An 18,428-nucleotide genomic window follows, 5' to 3' on the forward strand; every position below is an offset into this window, starting at 1 on the left:
CAGTCATTGACGACCGGTGTCGGGATTAGTTCGCGTCTCCTGACCATCGGCCACTCCGTCGCTGAGGTTTTCACAAGGTCCGTTTCCCTCCACAGCTGTACAGCAAAGGCCGTGCCGCATAAGGCGCCGAGCCGTTATTGCGGGACATGAAAAAGGCGAACCGAGGTTCGCCTTTTTGTTGGGTGATCTATTTCAGGGCAGTACCGAGAAAACGATCGCAGACAGCGCAATCAAGCCGATCACCACCACAAACACGTTCGACAGCTGGCCCGAATACTGGCGCAAAGATGACACGCGACGGATCGCGTACATCGGCATCAGGAACAACAGGCACGCGATGATCGGCCCGCCCATGGTCTCGATCATGCCCAGGATACTTGGGTTGAAGGTAGCCACGGCCCAGCAGGTCAGCACCATGAACAGCGCGGTGCAGCGCTCCAGCCATTTCGACGACATCGAACGATTGCGCCCGCGCAGGGATTTGACGATCAGGCCCTGGAAACCTTCACTCGCGCCGATGTAGTGGCCGAGGAAGGATTTAGTGATGGCCACGAGTGCGATCAACGGCGCCGCGTAGGCGATCACCGGGGTCTGGAAGTGGTTGGCCAGGTACGACAGGATCGAGATGTTCTGGGCCTTGGCCGCTGCCAGGTCGGCTGGCGACAGCGCCAGTACGCAGCTGAAGCAGAAGAACATCACAGTCAGCACCATCATGCCGTGGGCGGTGGCGAGTATGCCGCTGCTTTTGCGTTCGGCCTGTGCGCCATACACGCGTTTCTGGTCGACGGCGAACGCGGAGATGATCGGCGAGTGGTTGAAGGAAAACACCATCACCGGGATGGCCAGCCATAGCGTCTTGAAGAAGATCGGCAGTGGCATGCCTTCGCCAGCTGAGGCGAAGAACGCGCCATTCCAGTTGGGGATCAGGCTCACGGCCAACAGCAACAGGGCGGCCACGAAAGGGTACACCAGCACGCTCATGGCCTTGACGATCACGCTCTGGCCGCAGCGCACAATGGCCATCAGGCCGAGGATCAGCACCAGCGACAGGATGGCCCGGGGCGGTGGGGTCATGTGCAGTTGGTGTTCCATGAAGCTGCCCAGGGTATTGGTCAGCGCCACGCTGTACACCAGCAGGATCGGGAAGATGGCGAAGAAATACAGCAGGGTGATCAGCTTGCCCGCACCGGCGCCGAAATGTTCTTCGACCACTTCGGTGATGTCGCCGGATTTGCCCGACAACACAAAGCGCGTCAGCCCACGGTGGGCGAAGAAGGTCATGGGGAAGGCCAGCAGGGCCAGCACGATCAGCGGCCAGAAACCGCCGACGCCGGCATTGATCGGCAGGAACAGGGTGCCTGCGCCGATGGCGGTGCCGTAGAGGCCCAGCATCCAGGTGGTGTCGTGTTTGGTCCAGCCGGTGGTCACGGTGTTTTCTGCAACAGGATTTTCGGCAGCAGGTGTACGTACATCGGTCATCGTTATTGCCTCGTTATTATTTTTGCGCGGGCTCACGTTTGGGGCGGGTAGCAGTGCTCCGATCAGCACTCCACCCAGCTGACCGCCAGGCCGCCCCGTGAAGTTTCTTTGTATTTGTCATGCATGTCGGCGCCGGTATCGCGCATGGTGCGGATCACCCGGTCGAGGGAAATGAAGTGCTTGCCGTCACCGCGCAGGGCCATTTGCGTGGCGTTGATCGCCTTGACCGCCGCGATGGCGTTACGCTCGATGCACGGCACTTGCACCAGGCCGCCGACCGGGTCGCAGGTGAGGCCGAGGTTGTGCTCCAGGCCGATTTCGGCAGCGTTTTCCAATTGCTCGGGGGTGGCACCGAGGACATCGGCCAAACCCGCAGCCGCCATGGCGCAGGCCGAACCGACTTCGCCCTGGCAGCCGACTTCGGCACCGGAGATCGAGGCGTTTTTCTTGCAGAGAATGCCGACTGCCGCCGCGGCCAGGAAGAAATTGACTACATCATCGTCAGACGCGTCGGCGTTGAACTTCATGTAGTAATGCAGCACGGCCGGGATGATCCCGGCAGCGCCGTTGGTCGGTGCGGTGACCATGCGCCCACCGGCTGCGTTTTCTTCGTTGACGGCGAGGGCGAACAGGTTGACCCACTCCATGGCCGACAGGGTCGACGTGATGACATTCGGTTTGCCGATTTCCAGCAGGCTGCGGTGCAATTTCGCCGCACGGCGCGGCACGTCCAGCCCACCCGGCAGGATGCCTTCATCGCGCAGGCCTTGCTCCACGCATTCGCGCATCACCGACCAGATATGCAGCAGGCCACTGCGGATGTCGGCATCGCTGCGCCAAGCCCGTTCGTTGGCCATCATCAGCTCGGAAACCCGTAGGCCGTGCTTGTTGCACAAGGCCAGCAGTTCTACGGCGCTGGAAAAGTCGTAGGGCAATTCAACATCGCTGGTCGGCGCAATGCCGGAGGCGGCTTCGGCAGCTTCGATAATGAAACCGCCGCCCACCGAGTAATAGGTTTGCTCGCTCAGCAGGCCGTTTTCGCCGTAGGCGTGCAAGGACATGGCGTTGGGGTGGTAGGGCAGGCTTTCGTCCAGCAGTAGGAGGTCGTGCTTCCAGTTGAAAGCAATGTCCTGCTGACCTGCGAGAAGCAGTCGGCCGGATTCGCGCAGTTGCTGGATGCGTGCGTTGATCGAGGTGGGGTCGACCCGGTCTGGCCATTCGCCCATCAGGCCCATCACGCAAGCGCGGTCGGTGGCATGGCCAATACCGGTGGCGGACAGCGAACCATACAGGCGCACTTCCACGCGGCGGGTGTCGTTCAGTAATTGTTGGTCGATCAGGGCTTGGGCAAAAGTCGCGGCCGCTCGCATGGGGCCGACGGTATGGGAGCTGGAAGGGCCGATGCCCACCTTGAATAGATCAAAAACACTGATAGCCATGCTAAACCCTTACAAGCAATGGAGTAGAAATCGCTGCCATGTTTTGTAGGACGAGCGGAATTGGCGCGATACTGACCCTCTGGAACGGCACTGACCAACGAATTATCCTAAGACACCCTTTAGCAGGACTAAACGCTATGACCCGGCCCCTACATGGCCAGACGTATGTCTGGCTGCACGTGTTTGCCTGTGCGGCGCGGCATTTGTCGTTCACCCGTTGCGCCGAAGAACTGCACATCACGCCGGGGGCGGTGAGCCAGCAAATCCGCCAATTGGAAGAACGCTTGGGTTTCCGCTTGTTTCATCGGCGGGCGCGTGGGGTGGAACTGAGTGCCGAGGGCCAGCGTTTGGCCGCGACCGTGAGTGAGGCCTACGGGAGCATCGATGCCGAGTTGCAGCGCTTGGATGCGGGGATGATCAGCGGCACCTTGCGCCTGCGCTCGATCCCGTCGTTTCTGGGCAAATGGCTGACCCCGCGTCTGCCGCGCTTGCAGCAACGCTTTCCGGATATCCAACTGCGCATGGTCGCCGAGGACAGCAGCATCGCCCTGCACGAGGGCGATTTCGACCTGGCCATCGACTTGAACGACGGCAGCTACCCTGGCCTGTTATCCACAGCCCTGTTGGACGAGCAGATCTTTCCGGTCTGTGCCCCCAGCCTGTTGCGTGGGCGCCCACCCCTGCACGGCCCGGCCGACCTGGTGCACTTCCCGCTGCTGCACGACATTACCGCCTGGCGTGGGAGTTATGAGTACGCGGAGTGGGAGTTCTACCTGAATGCCATCGGCTATCACGCCGCAGACGTGCGCCGCGGCCACACCTTCAACCGCAACCACCTGACCATCGAAGCCGCCATTGCCGGCATGGGCGTGGCCATCGCTCGGCGCACCTTACTCAACGATGAACTGGAGCGCGGCACCTTGATCGTACCGTTCGGCCTGGCCGTGCCCAACCACAAACGCTACGTGTTGCTGTATGCGCCGGGCGCACTGAACCATCCGGGCGTACGCGCGGTGCATGACTGGCTGGTTGAGGAAGCGGGGATTTTTCGCGGATTGCACCCATTGGGAGAGGGGCAATTGTGAGGTTGGCTGGTCGTAAGAAGATGTAACTAACTCCCCACCCTAACAGCGTTTTTGCTCGTCGTCAGACTTAATTTGTAATGTGTGATTTATCTTTGCAAAGGGGTTGAATTGTTCTTCGGACTGCTCAATTGTGTAATCAAGAGGTCATGGTTTCACCACACCGGTGTTGCAGTTGTGACCTCTCGCGAGCTAGCTGAAATAAGGGAAGAACTATGCAAATCCAAGTCAATAGCGATAACCATATTGAAAGCAGCATCCGACTGGAGGAGTGGGTACGTACTACCATTGAGAGCACGCTCGAACGCTACGAAGAAGACCTGACCCGAGTGGAGGTCTACCTGCGGGATGAGAACGGCGACAAGCCCGGTCCCCACGATTTAAGTTGCCGCCTGGAAGCGCGGCCAAAAGGCCATCAACCGCTGTCGGTACTGCACAAGGCCGATACCCTGGAACAGGCGATCGACGGGGCGGCCACCAAGCTGGACCATGCATTGGAACACCTGTTTGGCAAACTGCAAGGCAAGCCACGCGCTGCCGGGAAAAGTCTGTCGGACACCAAGGTCAATGAAGATGAGCTTGAACAGGAGTTTCTGGAAAAAGAACGTGCCGTGTTTAACAGCTGATCGCTGAACGTTATTTCATCCCCCACTGAACGGGCCTGCATGTGCAGGCCCGTTTTCGTTTACTGGCCGCGTCGGAAGAAATACCTGCTCAACCCCGCCAACCCGCACGCACCCAGGCCCGCGAAGAGCATGGCCCAACCGACACCCTGACGCAGGGCTACCTGGGCATCGGTGAAGGTCAGGTACGCGGATGACGCCAGCTTGCCCGCCGCGATGTTCTGGCTGATGGCCGGCCATTCCAGCATGCTGCTTTCGGGCATTACGGCCGCCAGTTGATGGCAGATCCCCAGCAACAACACCAACCCCATTAACGCGATGTTGAGCGCGAGGGTGATCAGTCGCGCGCTGAGATCGATACCCGAGGCCATGCCCGCACGGTCGGCCGAAACCGAGCCGGTGGTGGTATTGGTGGTGGGGGAGTTGGTCAGCGCCAATCCCACCCCGGCAATCAGGCAACTGAGTAGCACCAGCACGATGCTTGGCTGCGCCACAGCGTTGGCAGCGGCCATGCTCAAGAAGCCTGCGCCCATCATGCCTAGCCCCACGGTGATGATGCGTTCTGCGCCGTAGCGCAGGGCCAGGCGTTCGGCCAGTGGCGGCACCAGCAGTGTCGGCAAGGTGTAGGCGAGCAGGGCGCCGCCGGTGGTCAGGGTGTCGTAGCCCAGGCCAGCCTGGAAATACAGCGGCAGGTAGATCATGAACGGCCAGAAGCTGAAGTTCATGCCGATCGAGCCCATCAATGCGCCGTTGAAGCGCTGGATCCGGAACACCGAGAAATCAAACATCGGGTGAGCGCTGCGCCGCTCGACAACGATGAACAGCAGCAACCCAGCCACTGCCAGGCCCGCCCAACCAAGCATCGCCGGGGTGCCAAAGCCGTGTTCGGTGCCCTGGGTGATGAAGTAGACCAGGGCGAATACCGACAGCGTCAAAGTGAGCATGCCCGCAATGTCCAGGCGATGGGCCGCCGGGTCACGGGACTCCTGCACGCTGACCTGCAACAACACCAGGGTGAACAGGGTGAGCGGCACGTGCACGAGAAACACCCAGCGCCAATCCGCCACCGCCAGGATCAACGCGCCCACCATCGGCCCGAATCCCAGGCCCAGGCCGGCAATCACACCCCAGATCGCGAACGCTCGCGCCCGCGCCGCCGGTTCGCGGAACAGGTGCGACAAAATCGCGAACTGGCAAATCATCATCGCCCCGGCGCCGATGCCCTGGACGAAACGCGCGGCGATCAGCGTCGACGCACTGTCCGCCAACCCACAGGCCAGGGACGCCAGCCCGAACAGCCACAGGCACAGCACCAGCATGCGTCGGCGGCCAAAGCGATCGGCCAGGGTGCCGGCTGCCATCAACACGCTGGTGCAGGCCAGGGTGTAGGCATTCATGATCCATTGGGCGTCCTGGAAACCCGTGCCGAGCTGCCTTTCGAGGGTGGGCAGGATGACCGGCACGCTGGAGATTTCCAGGCCGAACATCAGCGCGACCAGGCACACGGCGGTGAGGGCGAGGCCGTTCCTGGCGGTGCGCGGTGGGTTGGCGATCGATAACGTGGCGGCGGGTGGCATGGGGACTCTCCTGTCGATGGGGTATCGGGTTATTTTCAGGGGAATCCAATTCTTTATTCGTGATAAGTTTTCCATTCATAAGGGAATCAAGAGCGACAATTGGTGCCATGACCACTCCACGTTTTGACGGTGTCGAACTCTTCCTGCAGATCGTCGAGAGCGGCAACCTGACCGAGGCCGCCGAGCGACTGAACCTGACGCGCTCCGCTGTGGGCAAGGGCCTGGCGCGACTCGAGGCGCGCCTCGGCACGTGCCTGTTGCAGCGCTCTACTCGCCGCCAGCGGTTGACCGAGGACGGCCAGGCCTACTACGAACATTGCCTGCGGGCGCTGGCGGAGCTGGAAGCCGCCGAGTCCGTGCTGGAAAGCGGGCGGCAGCAACCACGCGGGCGGTTAAGGGCCAGCCTGCCATTGGCCTTCGGGCATCACTACGCCGCGCCGGCGTTGTGGGGGTTGATGGATCGATTTGCCGAACTGGAGATCGAGATTTCTTTTTCTGACCGGCTGATCGACGTCGCCCAGGAAGGTTTCGATTTGGCGGTACGCATTGGCGCGTTGCCCGACACCGACCGCTTGAGCGCTCGTCGCCTGGGCGAGCAGGCGATTGGCCTGGCGGCATCACCGGCGTACTTGCAGCGTGTGGGTCAAATTGAGTGTATCGAGGACCTGGCCGGGCATCGGGGCATTGCCTATCGCTGCAGTGCCCCGCGCCTGGAATGGGAACTCAAGGACGACCAGGGTCGCCCGCACCGTACGCGGGTGGCCTCGCCGCTGATGATGGACGACCTCCAGGCTGTGGCCGATGCCGCCATCGCTGGTGTGGGCCTGGCCTGGTTGCCCAGTTGGCTGATCGCCCACTATGCCCTGCGTGGACAGCTGCACGCGGTACTTCCCGGTTACCGCGAGCAGCCCTCGCCGATCAACGTGATCTGGCCCACGGCGGCGCACATGCCGGCCAAGACGCGCTGTGCCATCGACGCGCTGGTGGCCGGTACGCCGTCGTGTCTGGCGGGCAGTTAGATGAACGCCGGCATTGTGGTGAGCGGGCTTGCCCCGTGCCGGGTTGCGCAGCGACCCTGGAAGATGGGCCTGCTACGCAGTCCAGCGCGGGGCAAGCCCGCTCACCACAGCGGGCCCCGCTCACCACTGGTTATCTGTTGCTTGAGCCGTTAGAACGCGATGGAGGTCTGCACATACACCGTGCGTGGCTCACCGACGTATTTGCCTTTGTTGTTATCGTCGAACGAGCGCGTGTAGTACTGCTTGTTGAAGATGTTTTTCACCCCCACCGCCACGTTCAAATCCGACAGCTGCGGGCCGAAGTCGTAGGCGGCGCGGCTGCTGAACAACATGTAGCCGGGGATGCGCCCGTTCGCACCGTCGGCGCTTTCGGCCTGGGTGTTGGCGTTGTCGGCGAATTGGCTGCTCTGGTAGCTGCTGTCCAGGTTGAGTTTCCAGCGACCTTCGGTGTAGCCCACGCCGAGGGTGCCCTTGTGCTTGGACGAGAAGGGTACGCGGTTGCCTTTGTTCGGGCCGTCTTCGCGGATGGTGGCGTCGACGTAGGCGTAGGTGGCGTACACATCGAACCCTGCCAGCGCCGGGCTCAAGCCGTCGAGGGCGTAGTTGATGCTGGACTCGATGCCCTGGTGGCGGGTTTCACCACGGGCGATCACCGAATCATTGGTCTGGTTGCTTTCGTACTGGTTGTCAAAGTTGATCAGGAACGCGCCGATTTCCGCGCGCAGGCTGCCGTTGTCGTAGCGAGTGCCGAGTTCCCAGGTGCGCGCTTTTTCCGGTTTGACTTCGCCGCTGGTCACACGGTTGGGCATCTGGCTGTACTGCACGCTGCCAAACGAACCTTCGGTGTTGGCGTAGAGGTTCCAGTCGTCGGTGAGGTGATAGAGCACGTTCAGGGCCGGCAGGGCGGTGTTGTAGTCACCTTTGTATTTGACGTTGCTCAGGTTGTTGGTTTGCTGGGACTCGATCATCTCGTAGCGAATGCCCGGTGTGATGGTCCATTTGCCGATATCAATCCGGTCATCGATGAAGAAGGCATTGGCCTCGGTGCCACCACGGGTGTCGCGATCATTGCGGCTGTCGGTGGTGGGGATCTGTTGGTTGGCGGCAATCGGCGTGCGGTAACGCAGTTCGTGGCCGGCTTCGTTGATGTAGCGATAGCCGACGCCCACTTCGTGGCTGGTCGGGCCCAGGTCGAAGCCTTGGGCGAAGCGGGTTTCCAGGCCACGCACCCAGTATTCACGCGGGGACAGCGACAGGAATGTGCCTTGGTCGAGGTAACCGCTGCGCAGGGTCTTGGTGAAGAAGCTGTTCACGGTGAACTCGCGACGGTCCTGCTCATAGCGATAGCCGACGTTGAACATCGTGCGGCGGCCCCAGAATTTGTCGTAGGGGCGGGTGGACTGGTAGGGATCGGCCTTGTAGTTCGCAACGTTCAAGCCGCCGGGCATGTCGGCCTGGCCTTCGTAGTACTGCGCCATGGCATTGAAGCTGTTGGCGTCATCGAGTTGGTATTTACCCTTGAGGATCAGGTCGTCGATGCGCGTGTTGCTGTTCTCGCGCCAGTCGCCGCCACGGGTGCCGGAGTACAGCAGCGCGCCGCCCAAACCGTTGTCGGCGGTGCCGCCGGCGAGCAGGTTGCCGGTGGTCTTGAAGCCGTCATGGCTGGAGGAGGGGCTGGTTTCGGTCTGCAGGCCGCCTTTGACCGTGGGTGCATCCGGGATTGCGCGGGTGACGAAGTTGACCACGCCACCGACGTTCTGTGGGCCGTATCGCACGGCACCGCCGCCACGTACGACGTCGACGGCATCCATGTTGCCCATGCTGATCGGTGCAAATGAAAGCTGCGGCTGGCCGTAAGGCGCGAAGGGCACCGGAATGCCGTCCATCAACACCGTGGAGCGCGAGGCCAGGCGCGGGTTGAGGCCGCGAATGCCGAAGTTCAGCGCCATGTCGTGGCTGCCGGTGCCATTGTTGTCCGGGGCGTTGACGCCGGGAATGCGGTTGAGCACGTCCTTGGCCTGGGTGGCGCCCTGGCGTTCGAATGCTTCGCGGCGGATCACGTCACGGGCGCCGGGGTGTTCAAACACATTGGTTTGCGCCGCGTCGCCCAGCCAGTCGCCGACGACGCTGGACGTGCCCAATTCGATAGTGGCCGGTGCCGTGGCCGGTTGCAGGCTGTAGGCATTGTCGCCTTCGGCGCGGGCTTGCAGGCCGGTGCCTTCCAGCAGTTTTTGCAGGCCGTCCGCGGCGCCGTAATTGCCGGACAAACCGTGGCTCTGCATACCCGCCGTCACTTCGGAACTGAAGGAGATCAACACGCCGGCTTCGCGTCCAAACTGATTCAGCGCAGCTTCCAGCGACGTCGGGGCGATGTGATACGGCTTGGCATCGGCCGCCATCACAGGGGGAAGTGCCGTAAGACTTAAGCTGGCGCCGAGTAGGAGTTGGCGCAGAGTGCGGGCGAGAAGCGTCGGTTGCTGGGGCATGAAGAGCGGTCCTGAGAAGGAAGGATCAAGGTGGCTTTCCTTCTCTGTCACGCGAGGTATGGAAAACGGCTCAGTGTTTTTGAAATAAATGTCAGGCGCGTGCCTGCACCGTCACCCAATACCGCGTAAAGCGCCGCACTTTCACCGGCAGGCTGACTTCCAGCAGGTCGAGAATGCGTTCGCTGTCATCCAGTGGGTAGCTGCCGGAGATCAGCAGGTTGGCCACCTGAGGGTCGCAGTTGACCTGGCCACGACGATAACGGCCCAGTTCACCGAGGAAATCTTCCAGGCGCATGTGGGCTGCGACCAGCATGCCGTCGGCCCAGGCGCCGCTGTTGGCGTCGGTGGGGCGCGGGGTGTCCCAGCCTTTGCGCGTAAAATTGACCTGGCGCGCAGCCTCGACCGTCAACGGCAGGCCGCTGTAGGTGTTGGGCATCACCTCGACGCGGCCGTCGAAGACCGCCAGTTGCGTGTGGTCGTTGAACTGGCGCACGTTCATGCGTGCAGCCTGGCTGGTCAGCAGGCCCTGGCCGGTCAAGACGTTCAGCGGTGTGTTGCCGGCGCTACTGGTCAACAGGATCTCGCCTTCAAGCAGGCGGATCAGCCGTTGCTTGCCATCGAAGTGCACGTCCACCGCGCTGCCGGTATTGAGCTGCAGCTGACTGCCGTCCGCCAGTTGCACCTTGCGACGCTGGCCGACGGGGCTGCGGTAGTCGGCGGTCAGCGGCGGCAGGATATGTTGCTGGCGCAGGCTCCAGGCGGCGGCCGAGCCGGCACCGAGAATCAGCAGCAACTTGAGGGCCTGGCGGCGGCTGGTGGAGGTAGGCGCGTTCAAAGCGGCATGGGCCAGGGGCGAGGGCATGCCGCGCAGGCGCTGGTTGACGCGCTGCATATGGTCCCAGGCGCGCTGGTGTTCGCTGTGGGCGTTCAGCCATTGTTGCCAGGCTGCCTGCTGGCGTGGGTTGAGCGCGCCTTGCTGCATTTCCATCAGCCAATGCACGGCCTGCTCGGCGACTTGAGTGGAGAAATTCATAGGGCGAAATAGCAGCGCATGGCCGCTTTGTTCAGGTGGCGTTTGACGGTGGCGATGGAGAGGCCCAGTTCAGCGCCGATCTGCGCGTAGGTCAGGCCATCCAATTGGGCCAGCAGGAAAGCGCGCTTGACCTGGACGGGTAGGCCGTCGAGCAGTTGATCGAGCTCTACCAGGGTTTGCAGGATGATCGCGCGTTCTTCTTCCGACGGCGCCACGTGCTCGGGCATCTGCGCCAAGGCGTCGAGGTAGGCGCGCTCCAGGTCCTGGCGGCGGTAGAAGTTGAACAGCACGCGCTTGGCGACGGTGGTGAGGAACGCGCGGGGCTCGATCAGCGTGGGTGTTTCCCGCGCGGTGAGCACGCGAATAAAGGTGTCCTGCGCCAGGTCGGCGGCACTGTCAGGGCAGCCGAGCTTGCGCCGCAACCAGCCGGTGAGCCAGTGGTGATGGTCGTTGTACAACACTTCGACGGTATTGGACGGGCTCAACGGGGACACTCCACAAGCATCGCCATGCTTTAGAGAACAAGAATTGTTCGCATTGTAGGGCGCGTGAGTGGCTTCGGCAATCCGTCTGCACAGGTGATTCATCCGTTCTGTTTTGCTTATGAGAATATTTATCATTAATATTGCGTGCTGATGAACCTGGCGCTTCCTGCATGAAAAGCAAAACCTCGCTGCCTGTCTCCTATCGTCTTGCCGTGACTTCGCGCGTGCTGGCTGCCGTGGTGGGGGGCTACCTGATGGCGTCCCTGGCCAGCATCTGCCTGGCGCTGTGGATACCCACTTCCCGCGCGGATGCAGTGATCACCGGGATGATGAGTTCATTCGTGTTCTACCTGCTGGCCGTGCTCTGGTGTTTCGCCTGCCGCAGTGCCGCGCGCGCCTGGTTCGGCGTGATGTTGCCGAGCGCGGCGTTTGCCACGCTGGCGGGCGTGGGTTTGTGGATGGCACGCACATGAAAGAGGGCTTTCGCCAGGCCATGGCCTGGTTGCACACCTGGGCCGGGCTGATCTTTGGCTGGCTGCTGTTTGCGATTTTCCTGACGGGCACCTTGTCGTATTTCAAGGACGAAATCAGCCACTGGATGCAGCCTGAAGTGCAGGCCCATCCCCTCGACGATGCACGCAGCCTGACCGTTGCCCAAACCTATTTGCAGCAGGTGGCGCCGACGGCTGCGCGCTGGTTCATCACCCTGCCAGACAGCCGCGACCCTGGGCTGTCGGTGATGTGGCAAGACAAGGTCGACCCCGGCAAGCGCGGCAATTTCATCCAGAAAACCCTCGACCCGGTCAGTGGTCAGGCCGTGCAGGCCCGTGAAAGCATGGGCGGCGAGTTCTTCTATCGTTTCCATTTCCAACTGCAAATGCCTCACCCGTGGGGCCGCTGGCTGTCGACCATTGCCGCGATGGTGATGTTCGTCGCGCTGATCACCGGCATCATCACCCACAAGAAAATCTTCAAGGACTTCTTCACCTTCCGCCCCCGCAAAGGCCAGCGCTCCTGGCTCGACGGGCACAACGCAGTGGGTGTGCTGGTGCTGCCCTTCCATCTGATGATCACCTACAGCAGCCTGGTGATCTTCATGAGCATGGTGATGCCGGCGCCGATCCTGGCTTCTTATGGCAACGACACCCGTGCCTTTTTCAGCGAGGTGTTCCCGAACACCAATAACGCACCGGCATCAGGCCAGCCAGGCACATTGCTGCCGCTGGTGCCGATGTACGAGCAGGCCCGGGCGCAGTGGGATGGTGGGCATGTGGGACGCGTGGCGGTGAATAACCCTAGCGATGTGAACGCCTCGGTCAATGTGTTCCGCGCGGGTGCCGACAGCGTGGTGCATGATTTCGGCAGCACCGTTTCCTTCAATGGCAGCACGGGCGAGCTGTTGCGGGTCAGTGGCGAGCAGTCGCTGCCGGCGGCCATCGGCGGCAGTTTCTACGGCCTGCACATGGGCCATTTCGCCGGTCCGGTCCTGCGCTGGTTGTACTTCATCTGTGGCTTGGCGGGCACGGCAATGATCGGCACCGGGCTGGTGATCTGGCTCGGCAAACGCCAGCTCAAGCACGCGAAGGCCGTGGTCATGCCGTTTGAGCTGCGCTTGGTGGAAGTGCTGAACATCGCCAGCATGTCCGGGCTGATGATCGCCATCGCGGCGTTTTTCTGGGCTAACCGTCTGCTGCCGGTGAGCTTCGCCGAGCGTTCCGACTGGGAAGTGCAAACCTTCTTTATCGCGTGGGGCCTGAGCCTGTTGCACGCCATCCTGCGTCACGGGCGACAAGGTTGGGTCGAGCAGTTGAGCCTGGGTGCGATGCTGTTTGTTGCCATCCCACTGCTCAACGCGTTGACGACATCGCACCACCTCGGCGTCTCGCTGGCCACCGGCGATTGGGCCATGGCCGGCTTTGACCTGACCTGCCTGGCCAGCGGCGTGTTTCTCGCGTGGGCTGCCTGGAAGATGCAGCATCGCACCGTGCCTGCACCCAAGGCGGAGCGCGCACGCCCCTTGGCGCTCAAGCAGGAGGCGAACTGAATGCTGCTCCCTCTGCTGATGTGCTACGTCGGGTTCACCGCGCTGTGCTTGTCCACCGACCGCCATCACGGCGAACTGTTGCACAGTAAGCCCTCGCCTCGCCGGCGCCTGGGTTTGCGTGTGGCCGGTTGGTTGCTGCTGACCGTGTCGATCTGGCCAGCGGTGAGTGTCGCCGGTTGGGGGCAGGGCCTGGTGCAATGGTGCGCCGTGTTGATGCTCAGCGCATTGCTGCTGGTGCTGTTGTTGCCGTACCGGCCAAGGCTGGCCTTGATCCTGGCGGGCATTGGTCTGCTCGCCAGTCCTGTCGCAGCCTTCGCCACCCTCTGAGCCCGCACATGATGATCAGCACGCCACCCGAATCCCAGGACAGCCAGCACGCTGACGCGGCAGGTGGACGTGCGCATTTCCTGCAGGTGTTTTTGTCCCAGCGTTCACAGATGGAGGCCTTGGTGAGTCGCCGCGTGGGGTGCCGCGCCACGGCGGCCGACCTGGTGCAGGACCTGTTCCTGCGTTTCTGGCGCCGGCCGCTGGTGCAGGTCGAAGAGCTCAGCACCTACCTGTTGCGCTGCGCCGGCAACATCGCCATCGATCACCTGCGCAGCGAAGGCGCCCGGGTGCGCAGCAGTGAAGGCTGGCTGCCCGAACAGCAAGATAACCAGGGTTCCGAACCCCAGGCAGCACTGGAAGCCGGCAACGACCTACGCCACGTCGAAGCCGCCCTGCGCAGCTTGCCCGAGCGCACGCGGCAGATTTTCCTGCTCAACCGTATCCACGGCCGCAAGTACGCGGAAATCGCCAAGGCCATGGGCCTGTCCCAAAGTGCCGTGGAAAAACATATGATGCGTGCCCTCGAAGCCTGCAAAGCCAGCCTCCGCGAACCCTCATCTCCACGCACGCCAGGGAAAGCACCGTGAACGTCACCCCCACGCCCGCCCAGGAACAAGCGGCCCTGGCCTGGTTGAGCCTGCTGCACGACCAGCCCAGCAGTGGCGACCAGGCCACGTTCAGCCAGTGGCTGCGGGCCGACCCTGCGCACGTCGAGGCCTATTCCCAGGCCCAGGTGCTGTGGGAGTTGAGCGAAGTACCGGCGCGCAAGCTGGCGGACGAAGAGGCGCTGGCGTTGCAGGGTTACCTCAATGCCATGCACACCTCGAAGCGTTCGCGGCGGGGGCGTTGGTCCGGGGCGCTGGCCATGGCTGCATGCCTGGTGGTGATGGTGTCCGTGGGCGCCGGCTGGCAGCCGTCGCGCTGGGTCGATGACTTGGGCGCCGACTACGTGACGGCGCCCGGCGAAATCAAAACCGTCACCCTGGCCGACAAATCCCAAGTCACCCTCGATGCCGACAGCGCCATCGCCGTGGATTTCAAGCAGGGCGAGCGGCATATCCAACTGCGCCGAGGGGCCGGCTTTTTCAGCGTGACCCACACCGGTGAGTCTTTCGTCGTGGAGGCCGGCAGTGGCGAGGCACGGGTGCTGGGCACGCAGTTCGAGGTGCGCCTGCAACCGGCAGGCGCCCAGGTAACGGTATTGTCCGGGCGGGTTGGTGTGACGCCTTCAAAGCAGGGCCAGCAGCAAATTCTTACGGCGGGCCAGCAAGTGGCCTACGCCGATGGCATGGCCGATCCTATGCACGGGGTCGACAGCGAATCCCGCCTGGCCTGGCGCGACGGTTGGCTCAACTACTACAAGGCGCCGCTGGCCGACGTGGTCAAGGACCTGGAACGTTACTACCCCGGTCGCATCCTGTTGCTCAACGATGAGATGGGGGCCAAGCGCGTCAGCGGCAGCTTCCCTAGCAAGGACCCGCAGGCGGTGTTGAATGCGTTGCAGGCCGTGCTCGGCTTTGAACAGCACACAGTACTGGGGCGGATGATCGTGGTGCGCTGATTACTTCAGCGCCGCCATGATTTTCTCTGGGCTGTATTCACGAATCAGCGTGCCATTCACGTCCACAAATGGAATCCCACCACCCCCCAACGCCTCATACGCCTTGCGTGCCTGGGCGTCCTTCTCGATATCGAAGGCCTGGTAGGGTATGGCTTTCTGGTCCAGGAACCGGCGGATCTGCTTGCAGTACCCACACCACTCGGTGGCGTAGAGCACCACGTGCGCCGAGGCGCGCACGTGCTCAGGGGCTACCTGCGATGGGTTGAACACCCGCTCGATCTTGCCCCAGTTCTGGATCACTACCACCACCAGCAACACCAGCAGGACTTTCTTGAAAACCCCGCCGAGCATCAGTTACGGCGCTTGAGCTGATCGGTCAGTTGGGTCGGCAGGCCCTTGATGATCAAGGTGCCGGCGGCTTCGTCGTACTCGATCTTGTCGCCCAGCAGGTGGGCTTCAAAACTGATGGACAAGCCTTCGGCACGTCCGGTGAAGCGGCGGAACTGGTTGAGGGTGCGCTTATCCGCCGGGATTTCCGGCGACAAGCCGTAATCCTTGTTGCGGATGTGGTCGTAGAAGGCTTTTGGTCGATCTTCGTCGATCAAGCCCGAGAGTTCTTCCAGGCCCATTGGCTCGCCGAGCTTGGCCTGGCTGCTGGCGTAGTCCACCAGGGTCTTGGTTTTCTCGCGGGCGGATTCATCCGGCAAGTCTTCGCTTTCGACAAAATCGCTGAACGCCTTGAGCAGGGTGCGGGTTTCGCCCGGGCCGTCGACGCCTTCCTGGCAGCCGATAAAGTCGCGGAAGTATTCCGAAACCTTCTTGCCGTTCTTGCCCTTGATAAACGAGATGTACTGCTTGGACTGCTTGTTGTTCTGCCACTCGGAGACGTTGATGCGCGCAGCCAGGTGCAGTTGGCCGAGGTCCAGGTGGCGCGAGGGGGTCACGTCCAGCTCGTCGGTCACCGCCACGCCTTCGCTGTGGTGCAGCAGGGCGATGGCCAGGTAGTCGGTCATGCCTTGCTGGTAGTGGGCGAACAGTACATGGCCGCCGGTGGAGAGGTTGGACTCTTCCATCAGCTTCTGCAGGTGCTCGACAGCGGTGCGGCTGAAGGTGGTGAAATCCTGCCCGCCGTCGAAATACTCCTTCAACCAGCCGCTGAACGGGTGCGCGCCGGACTCGGCATGGAAGAAACCCCAGGCCTTGCCTTGTTTGGCGTTGTAGCTCTCGTTGAGGTCGGCAAGCATGTTCTCGATGGCGGCCGACTCGGCAAGCTCGGAGTCGCGGGCGTGGAGAACTGCGGGTGTGCCGTCGGGTTTTTTGTCGATCAGGTGGACGATGCAATGACGGATCGGCATAGGCTTCTCGGCTGGTTGAGAGGGGAGCGGTCGGCCTCCCCGAAAAGTCGCCAAGTGTACCGCACCATTGGCCGAGACGGGCTTCGAAGGGCGTTTTGGGCACCCTCCGACGGGCTATATGCCTTTTTTTCACGGTTTAGAGCGATAAAGCTGACCAAATGGGTAGGTAGAGGCGGATATTTCCCCGTCTCTGTGCTAGTTTTGCCCCGTCTTACGCCAAGTCTCGGCGATAAGCGTGCATTCAGCATCTGTCAGGTCGAACCAATCCCCGTTTCAAGCATCTATAACCCCGATCTCCGTGGTTATAGCCGGGGGTGCCAGGCCATGACGGTCGGGCTCGACGGCTGACACTGCACTCTGCAATCCATATGAATTTGATAGGGAAGGAACACCACAATGGCTATTACTAAAGACCAACTGATCGCTGACCTGGCTGAAGCAGTAGACGCACCGAAAACTACCGTGCGCGCCCTGCTGGACCAACTGAGCCAAGTTGTTGCTGACCAGCTGGAAAACGGCGGCGAAATCACTCTGCCAGGCGTTGGCAAACTGAAAGTGACCGAGCGTCCTGCCCGTACTGGCCGTAACCCTTCGACTGGCGCTGCCATCGAAATCGCTGCCAAGAAAGTTATCAAGCTGGTTGTGGCCAAAGGCCTGACCGACGCTGTTAACAAGTAAGACGCAGCAAAAAAAACCGTGCTTCGGAGTGATCCGGGCACGGTTTTTTGTTGCCTGCGATTTGTCGACAGTGGTGAGCGAGCGTGCTCCCTCACCACTGGGTTAGTCGCGTACCCAGCGCTGGCGCCAGATCTGCTGCTCGTTCTTGGTCTGGAAGGTCCAGGCCACGAAGCGGCTTTGCTTCTGGCCCTGGGACATTTCCACCACCTGGCTCTCCAGCACACCGGCTTTTTTCAGGGCTGTCTCGATCGCGGGCAAGTTCGACGCTTTTGACACCAGGGTGCTGAACCACAACACCTTGTGGGCAAAGTGCGCGCTCTCGGCGATCAACTGGGTCACAAAGCGCGCTTCACCGCCTTCACACCACAGCTCAGCCGACTGGCCACCGAAGTTCAGTACCGGCAACTTGCGCTTGGGATCGGCCTTGCCCAAGGCGCGCCATTTGCGCTCGCTGCCCTTGGTGGCTTCGTCCATGGACGCATGGAACGGCGGGTTGCACATGGTCAGGTCGAAGCGTTCACCCGGCTCCAGCAAGCCCAGCAGGATCTGCTTGGGATTGTTCTGCTGGCGCAGCTGGATGACCTTGCTCAGGTCGTTGGACTGCACGATGGCCTTGGCCGCCGCCACGGCGATAGGGTCTACCTCCGAGCCGAGGAAGTTCCACCGGTACTCCATGTAGCCAATCAGCGGGTAGACGCAGTTGGCGCCCATGCCGATGTCCAGCACCTTGACGATCGAACCGCGCGGGATCTTGCCGTCATTGACGCTGGCCAGCAGGTCGGCGAGGAAGTGCACGTAGTCGGCACGCCCTGGCACCGGTGGGCACAGGTAATCGGCCGGAATGTCCCAGTGCTGGATGCCATAGAAGGCTTTGAGCAACGCACGGTTGAACACGCGCACCGCATCCGGGCTGGCGAAGTCGATACTTTCCTTGCCGTACGGATTGATGATCACGAATTGCGCCAGTTCCGGCGTGGTCTTGATCAGCGCCGGGAAGTCGTAGCGGCCTGTGTGGCGGTTGCGCGGATGCAGGGTGGCCTCTTTGCGCGGCACAACGGGCTTGGCCGTGGCTGCGGTTTTAGGCTTCTTGCGCGGAGGTTTTGGCGTGCTGGGGGCGGTCATGGGCTACGTCGATTCTGGGGTTGCTTCAAAAGTGGTGGGTATTGTCACACATTCCGAAGTTGACCTCGGTTAAATGTGGGGGCGGGCTTGCTCGCGAATACGGTGGGTCAGTCATTGG

At 61.9% G+C, this 18,428-nt stretch carries 18 protein-coding genes; 9 read left to right on the forward strand and 9 right to left on the reverse strand.

Going from position 1 to position 18,428, the window contains the following annotated elements:
- Positions 1-192: 192 nt before the first annotated feature.
- Positions 193-1,479 (reverse strand): serine/threonine transporter, encoded by a 1,287-nt coding sequence (locus KUA23_RS05395; RefSeq protein WP_252993543.1) that lies wholly within the window; start codon positions 1,477-1,479, stop codon positions 193-195.
- Between the two features lie 62 nt (positions 1,480-1,541).
- The gene (locus KUA23_RS05400) at positions 1,542-2,918 is read right to left on the reverse strand and encodes an L-serine ammonia-lyase (RefSeq protein ID WP_252993544.1); all 1,377 of its coding nucleotides are present in this window, start codon (positions 2,916-2,918) and stop codon (positions 1,542-1,544) included.
- 137 nt (positions 2,919-3,055) lie between these two features.
- Between KUA23_RS05400 and KUA23_RS05405 the strand changes: the two genes are divergently transcribed.
- Together KUA23_RS05405 and KUA23_RS05410 are read left to right on the forward strand one after the other, a co-directional pair.
- Entirely contained in the window at positions 3,056-4,003 is a 948-nt protein-coding gene (locus KUA23_RS05405; RefSeq protein WP_078047035.1) for a LysR substrate-binding domain-containing protein, read from the forward strand.
- Positions 4,004-4,215: 212 nt separating this feature from the next.
- Entirely contained in the window at positions 4,216-4,626 is a 411-nt protein-coding gene (locus KUA23_RS05410) for an HPF/RaiA family ribosome-associated protein (protein WP_078047036.1), read from the forward strand.
- 59 nt (positions 4,627-4,685) lie between these two features.
- Here the strand turns inward: KUA23_RS05410 and KUA23_RS05415 are convergent, their stop codons facing one another.
- A complete protein-coding gene (locus tag KUA23_RS05415; protein WP_100491436.1) occupies positions 4,686-6,200 on the reverse strand; it encodes an MFS transporter in 1,515 nt (504 codons plus the stop codon).
- Positions 6,201-6,307: 107 nt separating this feature from the next.
- Here KUA23_RS05415 and KUA23_RS05420 point away from each other — a divergent pair, with 107 nt between their 5' ends.
- A complete protein-coding gene (locus KUA23_RS05420; RefSeq protein ID WP_252993545.1) occupies positions 6,308-7,219 on the forward strand; it encodes a LysR family transcriptional regulator in 912 nt (303 codons plus the stop codon).
- A 149-nt stretch (positions 7,220-7,368) separates the two neighbouring features.
- Here KUA23_RS05420 and fecA read toward each other — a convergent pair whose 3' ends face one another.
- From fecA to KUA23_RS05435, 3 genes are all read right to left on the reverse strand, one after another.
- On the reverse strand, positions 7,369-9,705 hold the full coding sequence (gene fecA, locus KUA23_RS05425; RefSeq protein ID WP_100491435.1) for a TonB-dependent Fe(3+) dicitrate receptor FecA: 2,337 nt from the start codon (positions 9,703-9,705) through the stop codon (positions 7,369-7,371).
- Between the two features lie 91 nt (positions 9,706-9,796).
- Positions 9,797-10,738, reverse strand: coding sequence for a FecR domain-containing protein (locus KUA23_RS05430; protein ID WP_252993546.1), 942 nt, complete (start codon positions 10,736-10,738; stop codon positions 9,797-9,799).
- Complete coding sequence (locus KUA23_RS05435) at positions 10,735-11,223, reverse strand: sigma-70 family RNA polymerase sigma factor (protein WP_100491433.1); 489 nt, start codon at positions 11,221-11,223, stop codon at positions 10,735-10,737. The genes KUA23_RS05430 and KUA23_RS05435 overlap by 4 nt, the downstream gene beginning before the upstream one ends.
- Before the next feature lie 170 nt (positions 11,224-11,393).
- Here KUA23_RS05435 and KUA23_RS05440 point away from each other — a divergent pair, with 170 nt between their 5' ends.
- Genes KUA23_RS05440 through KUA23_RS05460 form a run of 5 tightly spaced genes read left to right on the forward strand, consistent with a single transcriptional unit; the run spans position 11,394 to position 15,155 of the window.
- Positions 11,394-11,696, forward strand: a complete 303-nt coding sequence (locus KUA23_RS05440) for a DUF3649 domain-containing protein (protein WP_099494119.1) — start codon at positions 11,394-11,396, stop codon at positions 11,694-11,696.
- Positions 11,693-13,267 (forward strand): PepSY-associated TM helix domain-containing protein, encoded by a 1,575-nt coding sequence (locus tag KUA23_RS05445; RefSeq protein ID WP_100491432.1) that lies wholly within the window; start codon positions 11,693-11,695, stop codon positions 13,265-13,267. Before KUA23_RS05440 ends, KUA23_RS05445 begins: the two co-directional genes overlap by 4 nt.
- A complete protein-coding gene (locus tag KUA23_RS05450) occupies positions 13,268-13,594 on the forward strand; it encodes a DUF3325 domain-containing protein (protein ID WP_078047044.1) in 327 nt (108 codons plus the stop codon).
- 8 nt (positions 13,595-13,602) lie between these two features.
- Entirely contained in the window at positions 13,603-14,181 is a 579-nt protein-coding gene (locus KUA23_RS05455; RefSeq protein WP_043204830.1) for an RNA polymerase sigma factor, read from the forward strand.
- A complete protein-coding gene (locus KUA23_RS05460) occupies positions 14,178-15,155 on the forward strand; it encodes a FecR family protein (RefSeq protein ID WP_078047045.1) in 978 nt (325 codons plus the stop codon). The genes KUA23_RS05455 and KUA23_RS05460 overlap by 4 nt, the downstream gene beginning before the upstream one ends.
- Here KUA23_RS05460 and KUA23_RS05465 read toward each other — a convergent pair whose 3' ends face one another.
- Together KUA23_RS05465 and yejK are read right to left on the reverse strand one after the other, a co-directional pair.
- Positions 15,156-15,506 carry a glutaredoxin family protein gene (locus KUA23_RS05465; RefSeq protein ID WP_099494122.1) on the reverse strand — a complete coding sequence of 117 codons (351 nt, stop codon included), beginning with the start codon at positions 15,504-15,506 and terminating at the stop codon, positions 15,156-15,158.
- The gene (gene yejK, locus KUA23_RS05470) at positions 15,506-16,510 is read right to left on the reverse strand and encodes a nucleoid-associated protein YejK (protein WP_010212893.1); all 1,005 of its coding nucleotides are present in this window, start codon (positions 16,508-16,510) and stop codon (positions 15,506-15,508) included. Before yejK ends, KUA23_RS05465 begins: the two co-directional genes overlap by 1 nt.
- A gap of 396 nt (positions 16,511-16,906) precedes the next feature.
- Between yejK and KUA23_RS05475 the strand changes: the two genes are divergently transcribed.
- Positions 16,907-17,188, forward strand: coding sequence for an HU family DNA-binding protein (locus tag KUA23_RS05475; protein ID WP_003188840.1), 282 nt, complete (start codon positions 16,907-16,909; stop codon positions 17,186-17,188).
- A 102-nt stretch (positions 17,189-17,290) separates the two neighbouring features.
- On the opposite strand, the gene rlmF is transcribed toward KUA23_RS05475, so the two are convergent.
- A complete protein-coding gene (gene rlmF / locus KUA23_RS05480) occupies positions 17,291-18,310 on the reverse strand; it encodes a 23S rRNA (adenine(1618)-N(6))-methyltransferase RlmF (protein WP_078047047.1) in 1,020 nt (339 codons plus the stop codon).
- Positions 18,311-18,428 lie beyond the last annotated feature (118 nt).

Origin of the sequence: Pseudomonas pergaminensis (assembly GCF_024112395.2) — a bacterium.
GTDB lineage: Bacteria > Pseudomonadota > Gammaproteobacteria > Pseudomonadales > Pseudomonadaceae > Aquipseudomonas > Aquipseudomonas pergaminensis.

Coding starts and splice junctions, on each gene's coding strand:
- KUA23_RS05395 (WP_252993543.1), bottom strand. CDS start 1,479: ATGACCGATGTACGTACACCTGCTGCCGAAAATCCTGTTGCAGAAAAC.
- KUA23_RS05400 (WP_252993544.1), bottom strand. CDS start 2,918: ATGGCTATCAGTGTTTTTGATCTATTCAAGGTGGGCATCGGCCCTTCC.
- KUA23_RS05405 (WP_078047035.1), top strand. CDS start 3,056: ATGACCCGGCCCCTACATGGCCAGACGTATGTCTGGCTGCACGTGTTT.
- KUA23_RS05410 (WP_078047036.1), top strand. CDS start 4,216: ATGCAAATCCAAGTCAATAGCGATAACCATATTGAAAGCAGCATCCGA.
- KUA23_RS05415 (WP_100491436.1), bottom strand. CDS start 6,200: ATGCCACCCGCCGCCACGTTATCGATCGCCAACCCACCGCGCACCGCC.
- KUA23_RS05420 (WP_252993545.1), top strand. CDS start 6,308: ATGACCACTCCACGTTTTGACGGTGTCGAACTCTTCCTGCAGATCGTC.
- fecA (WP_100491435.1), bottom strand. CDS start 9,705: ATGCCCCAGCAACCGACGCTTCTCGCCCGCACTCTGCGCCAACTCCTA.
- KUA23_RS05430 (WP_252993546.1), bottom strand. CDS start 10,738: ATGAATTTCTCCACTCAAGTCGCCGAGCAGGCCGTGCATTGGCTGATG.
- KUA23_RS05440 (WP_099494119.1), top strand. CDS start 11,394: ATGAAAAGCAAAACCTCGCTGCCTGTCTCCTATCGTCTTGCCGTGACT.
- KUA23_RS05445 (WP_100491432.1), top strand. CDS start 11,693: ATGAAAGAGGGCTTTCGCCAGGCCATGGCCTGGTTGCACACCTGGGCC.
- KUA23_RS05450 (WP_078047044.1), top strand. CDS start 13,268: ATGCTGCTCCCTCTGCTGATGTGCTACGTCGGGTTCACCGCGCTGTGC.
- KUA23_RS05455 (WP_043204830.1), top strand. CDS start 13,603: ATGATGATCAGCACGCCACCCGAATCCCAGGACAGCCAGCACGCTGAC.
- KUA23_RS05465 (WP_099494122.1), bottom strand. CDS start 15,506: ATGCTCGGCGGGGTTTTCAAGAAAGTCCTGCTGGTGTTGCTGGTGGTG.
- yejK (WP_010212893.1), bottom strand. CDS start 16,510: ATGCCGATCCGTCATTGCATCGTCCACCTGATCGACAAAAAACCCGAC.
- KUA23_RS05475 (WP_003188840.1), top strand. CDS start 16,907: ATGGCTATTACTAAAGACCAACTGATCGCTGACCTGGCTGAAGCAGTA.
- rlmF (WP_078047047.1), bottom strand. CDS start 18,310: ATGACCGCCCCCAGCACGCCAAAACCTCCGCGCAAGAAGCCTAAAACC.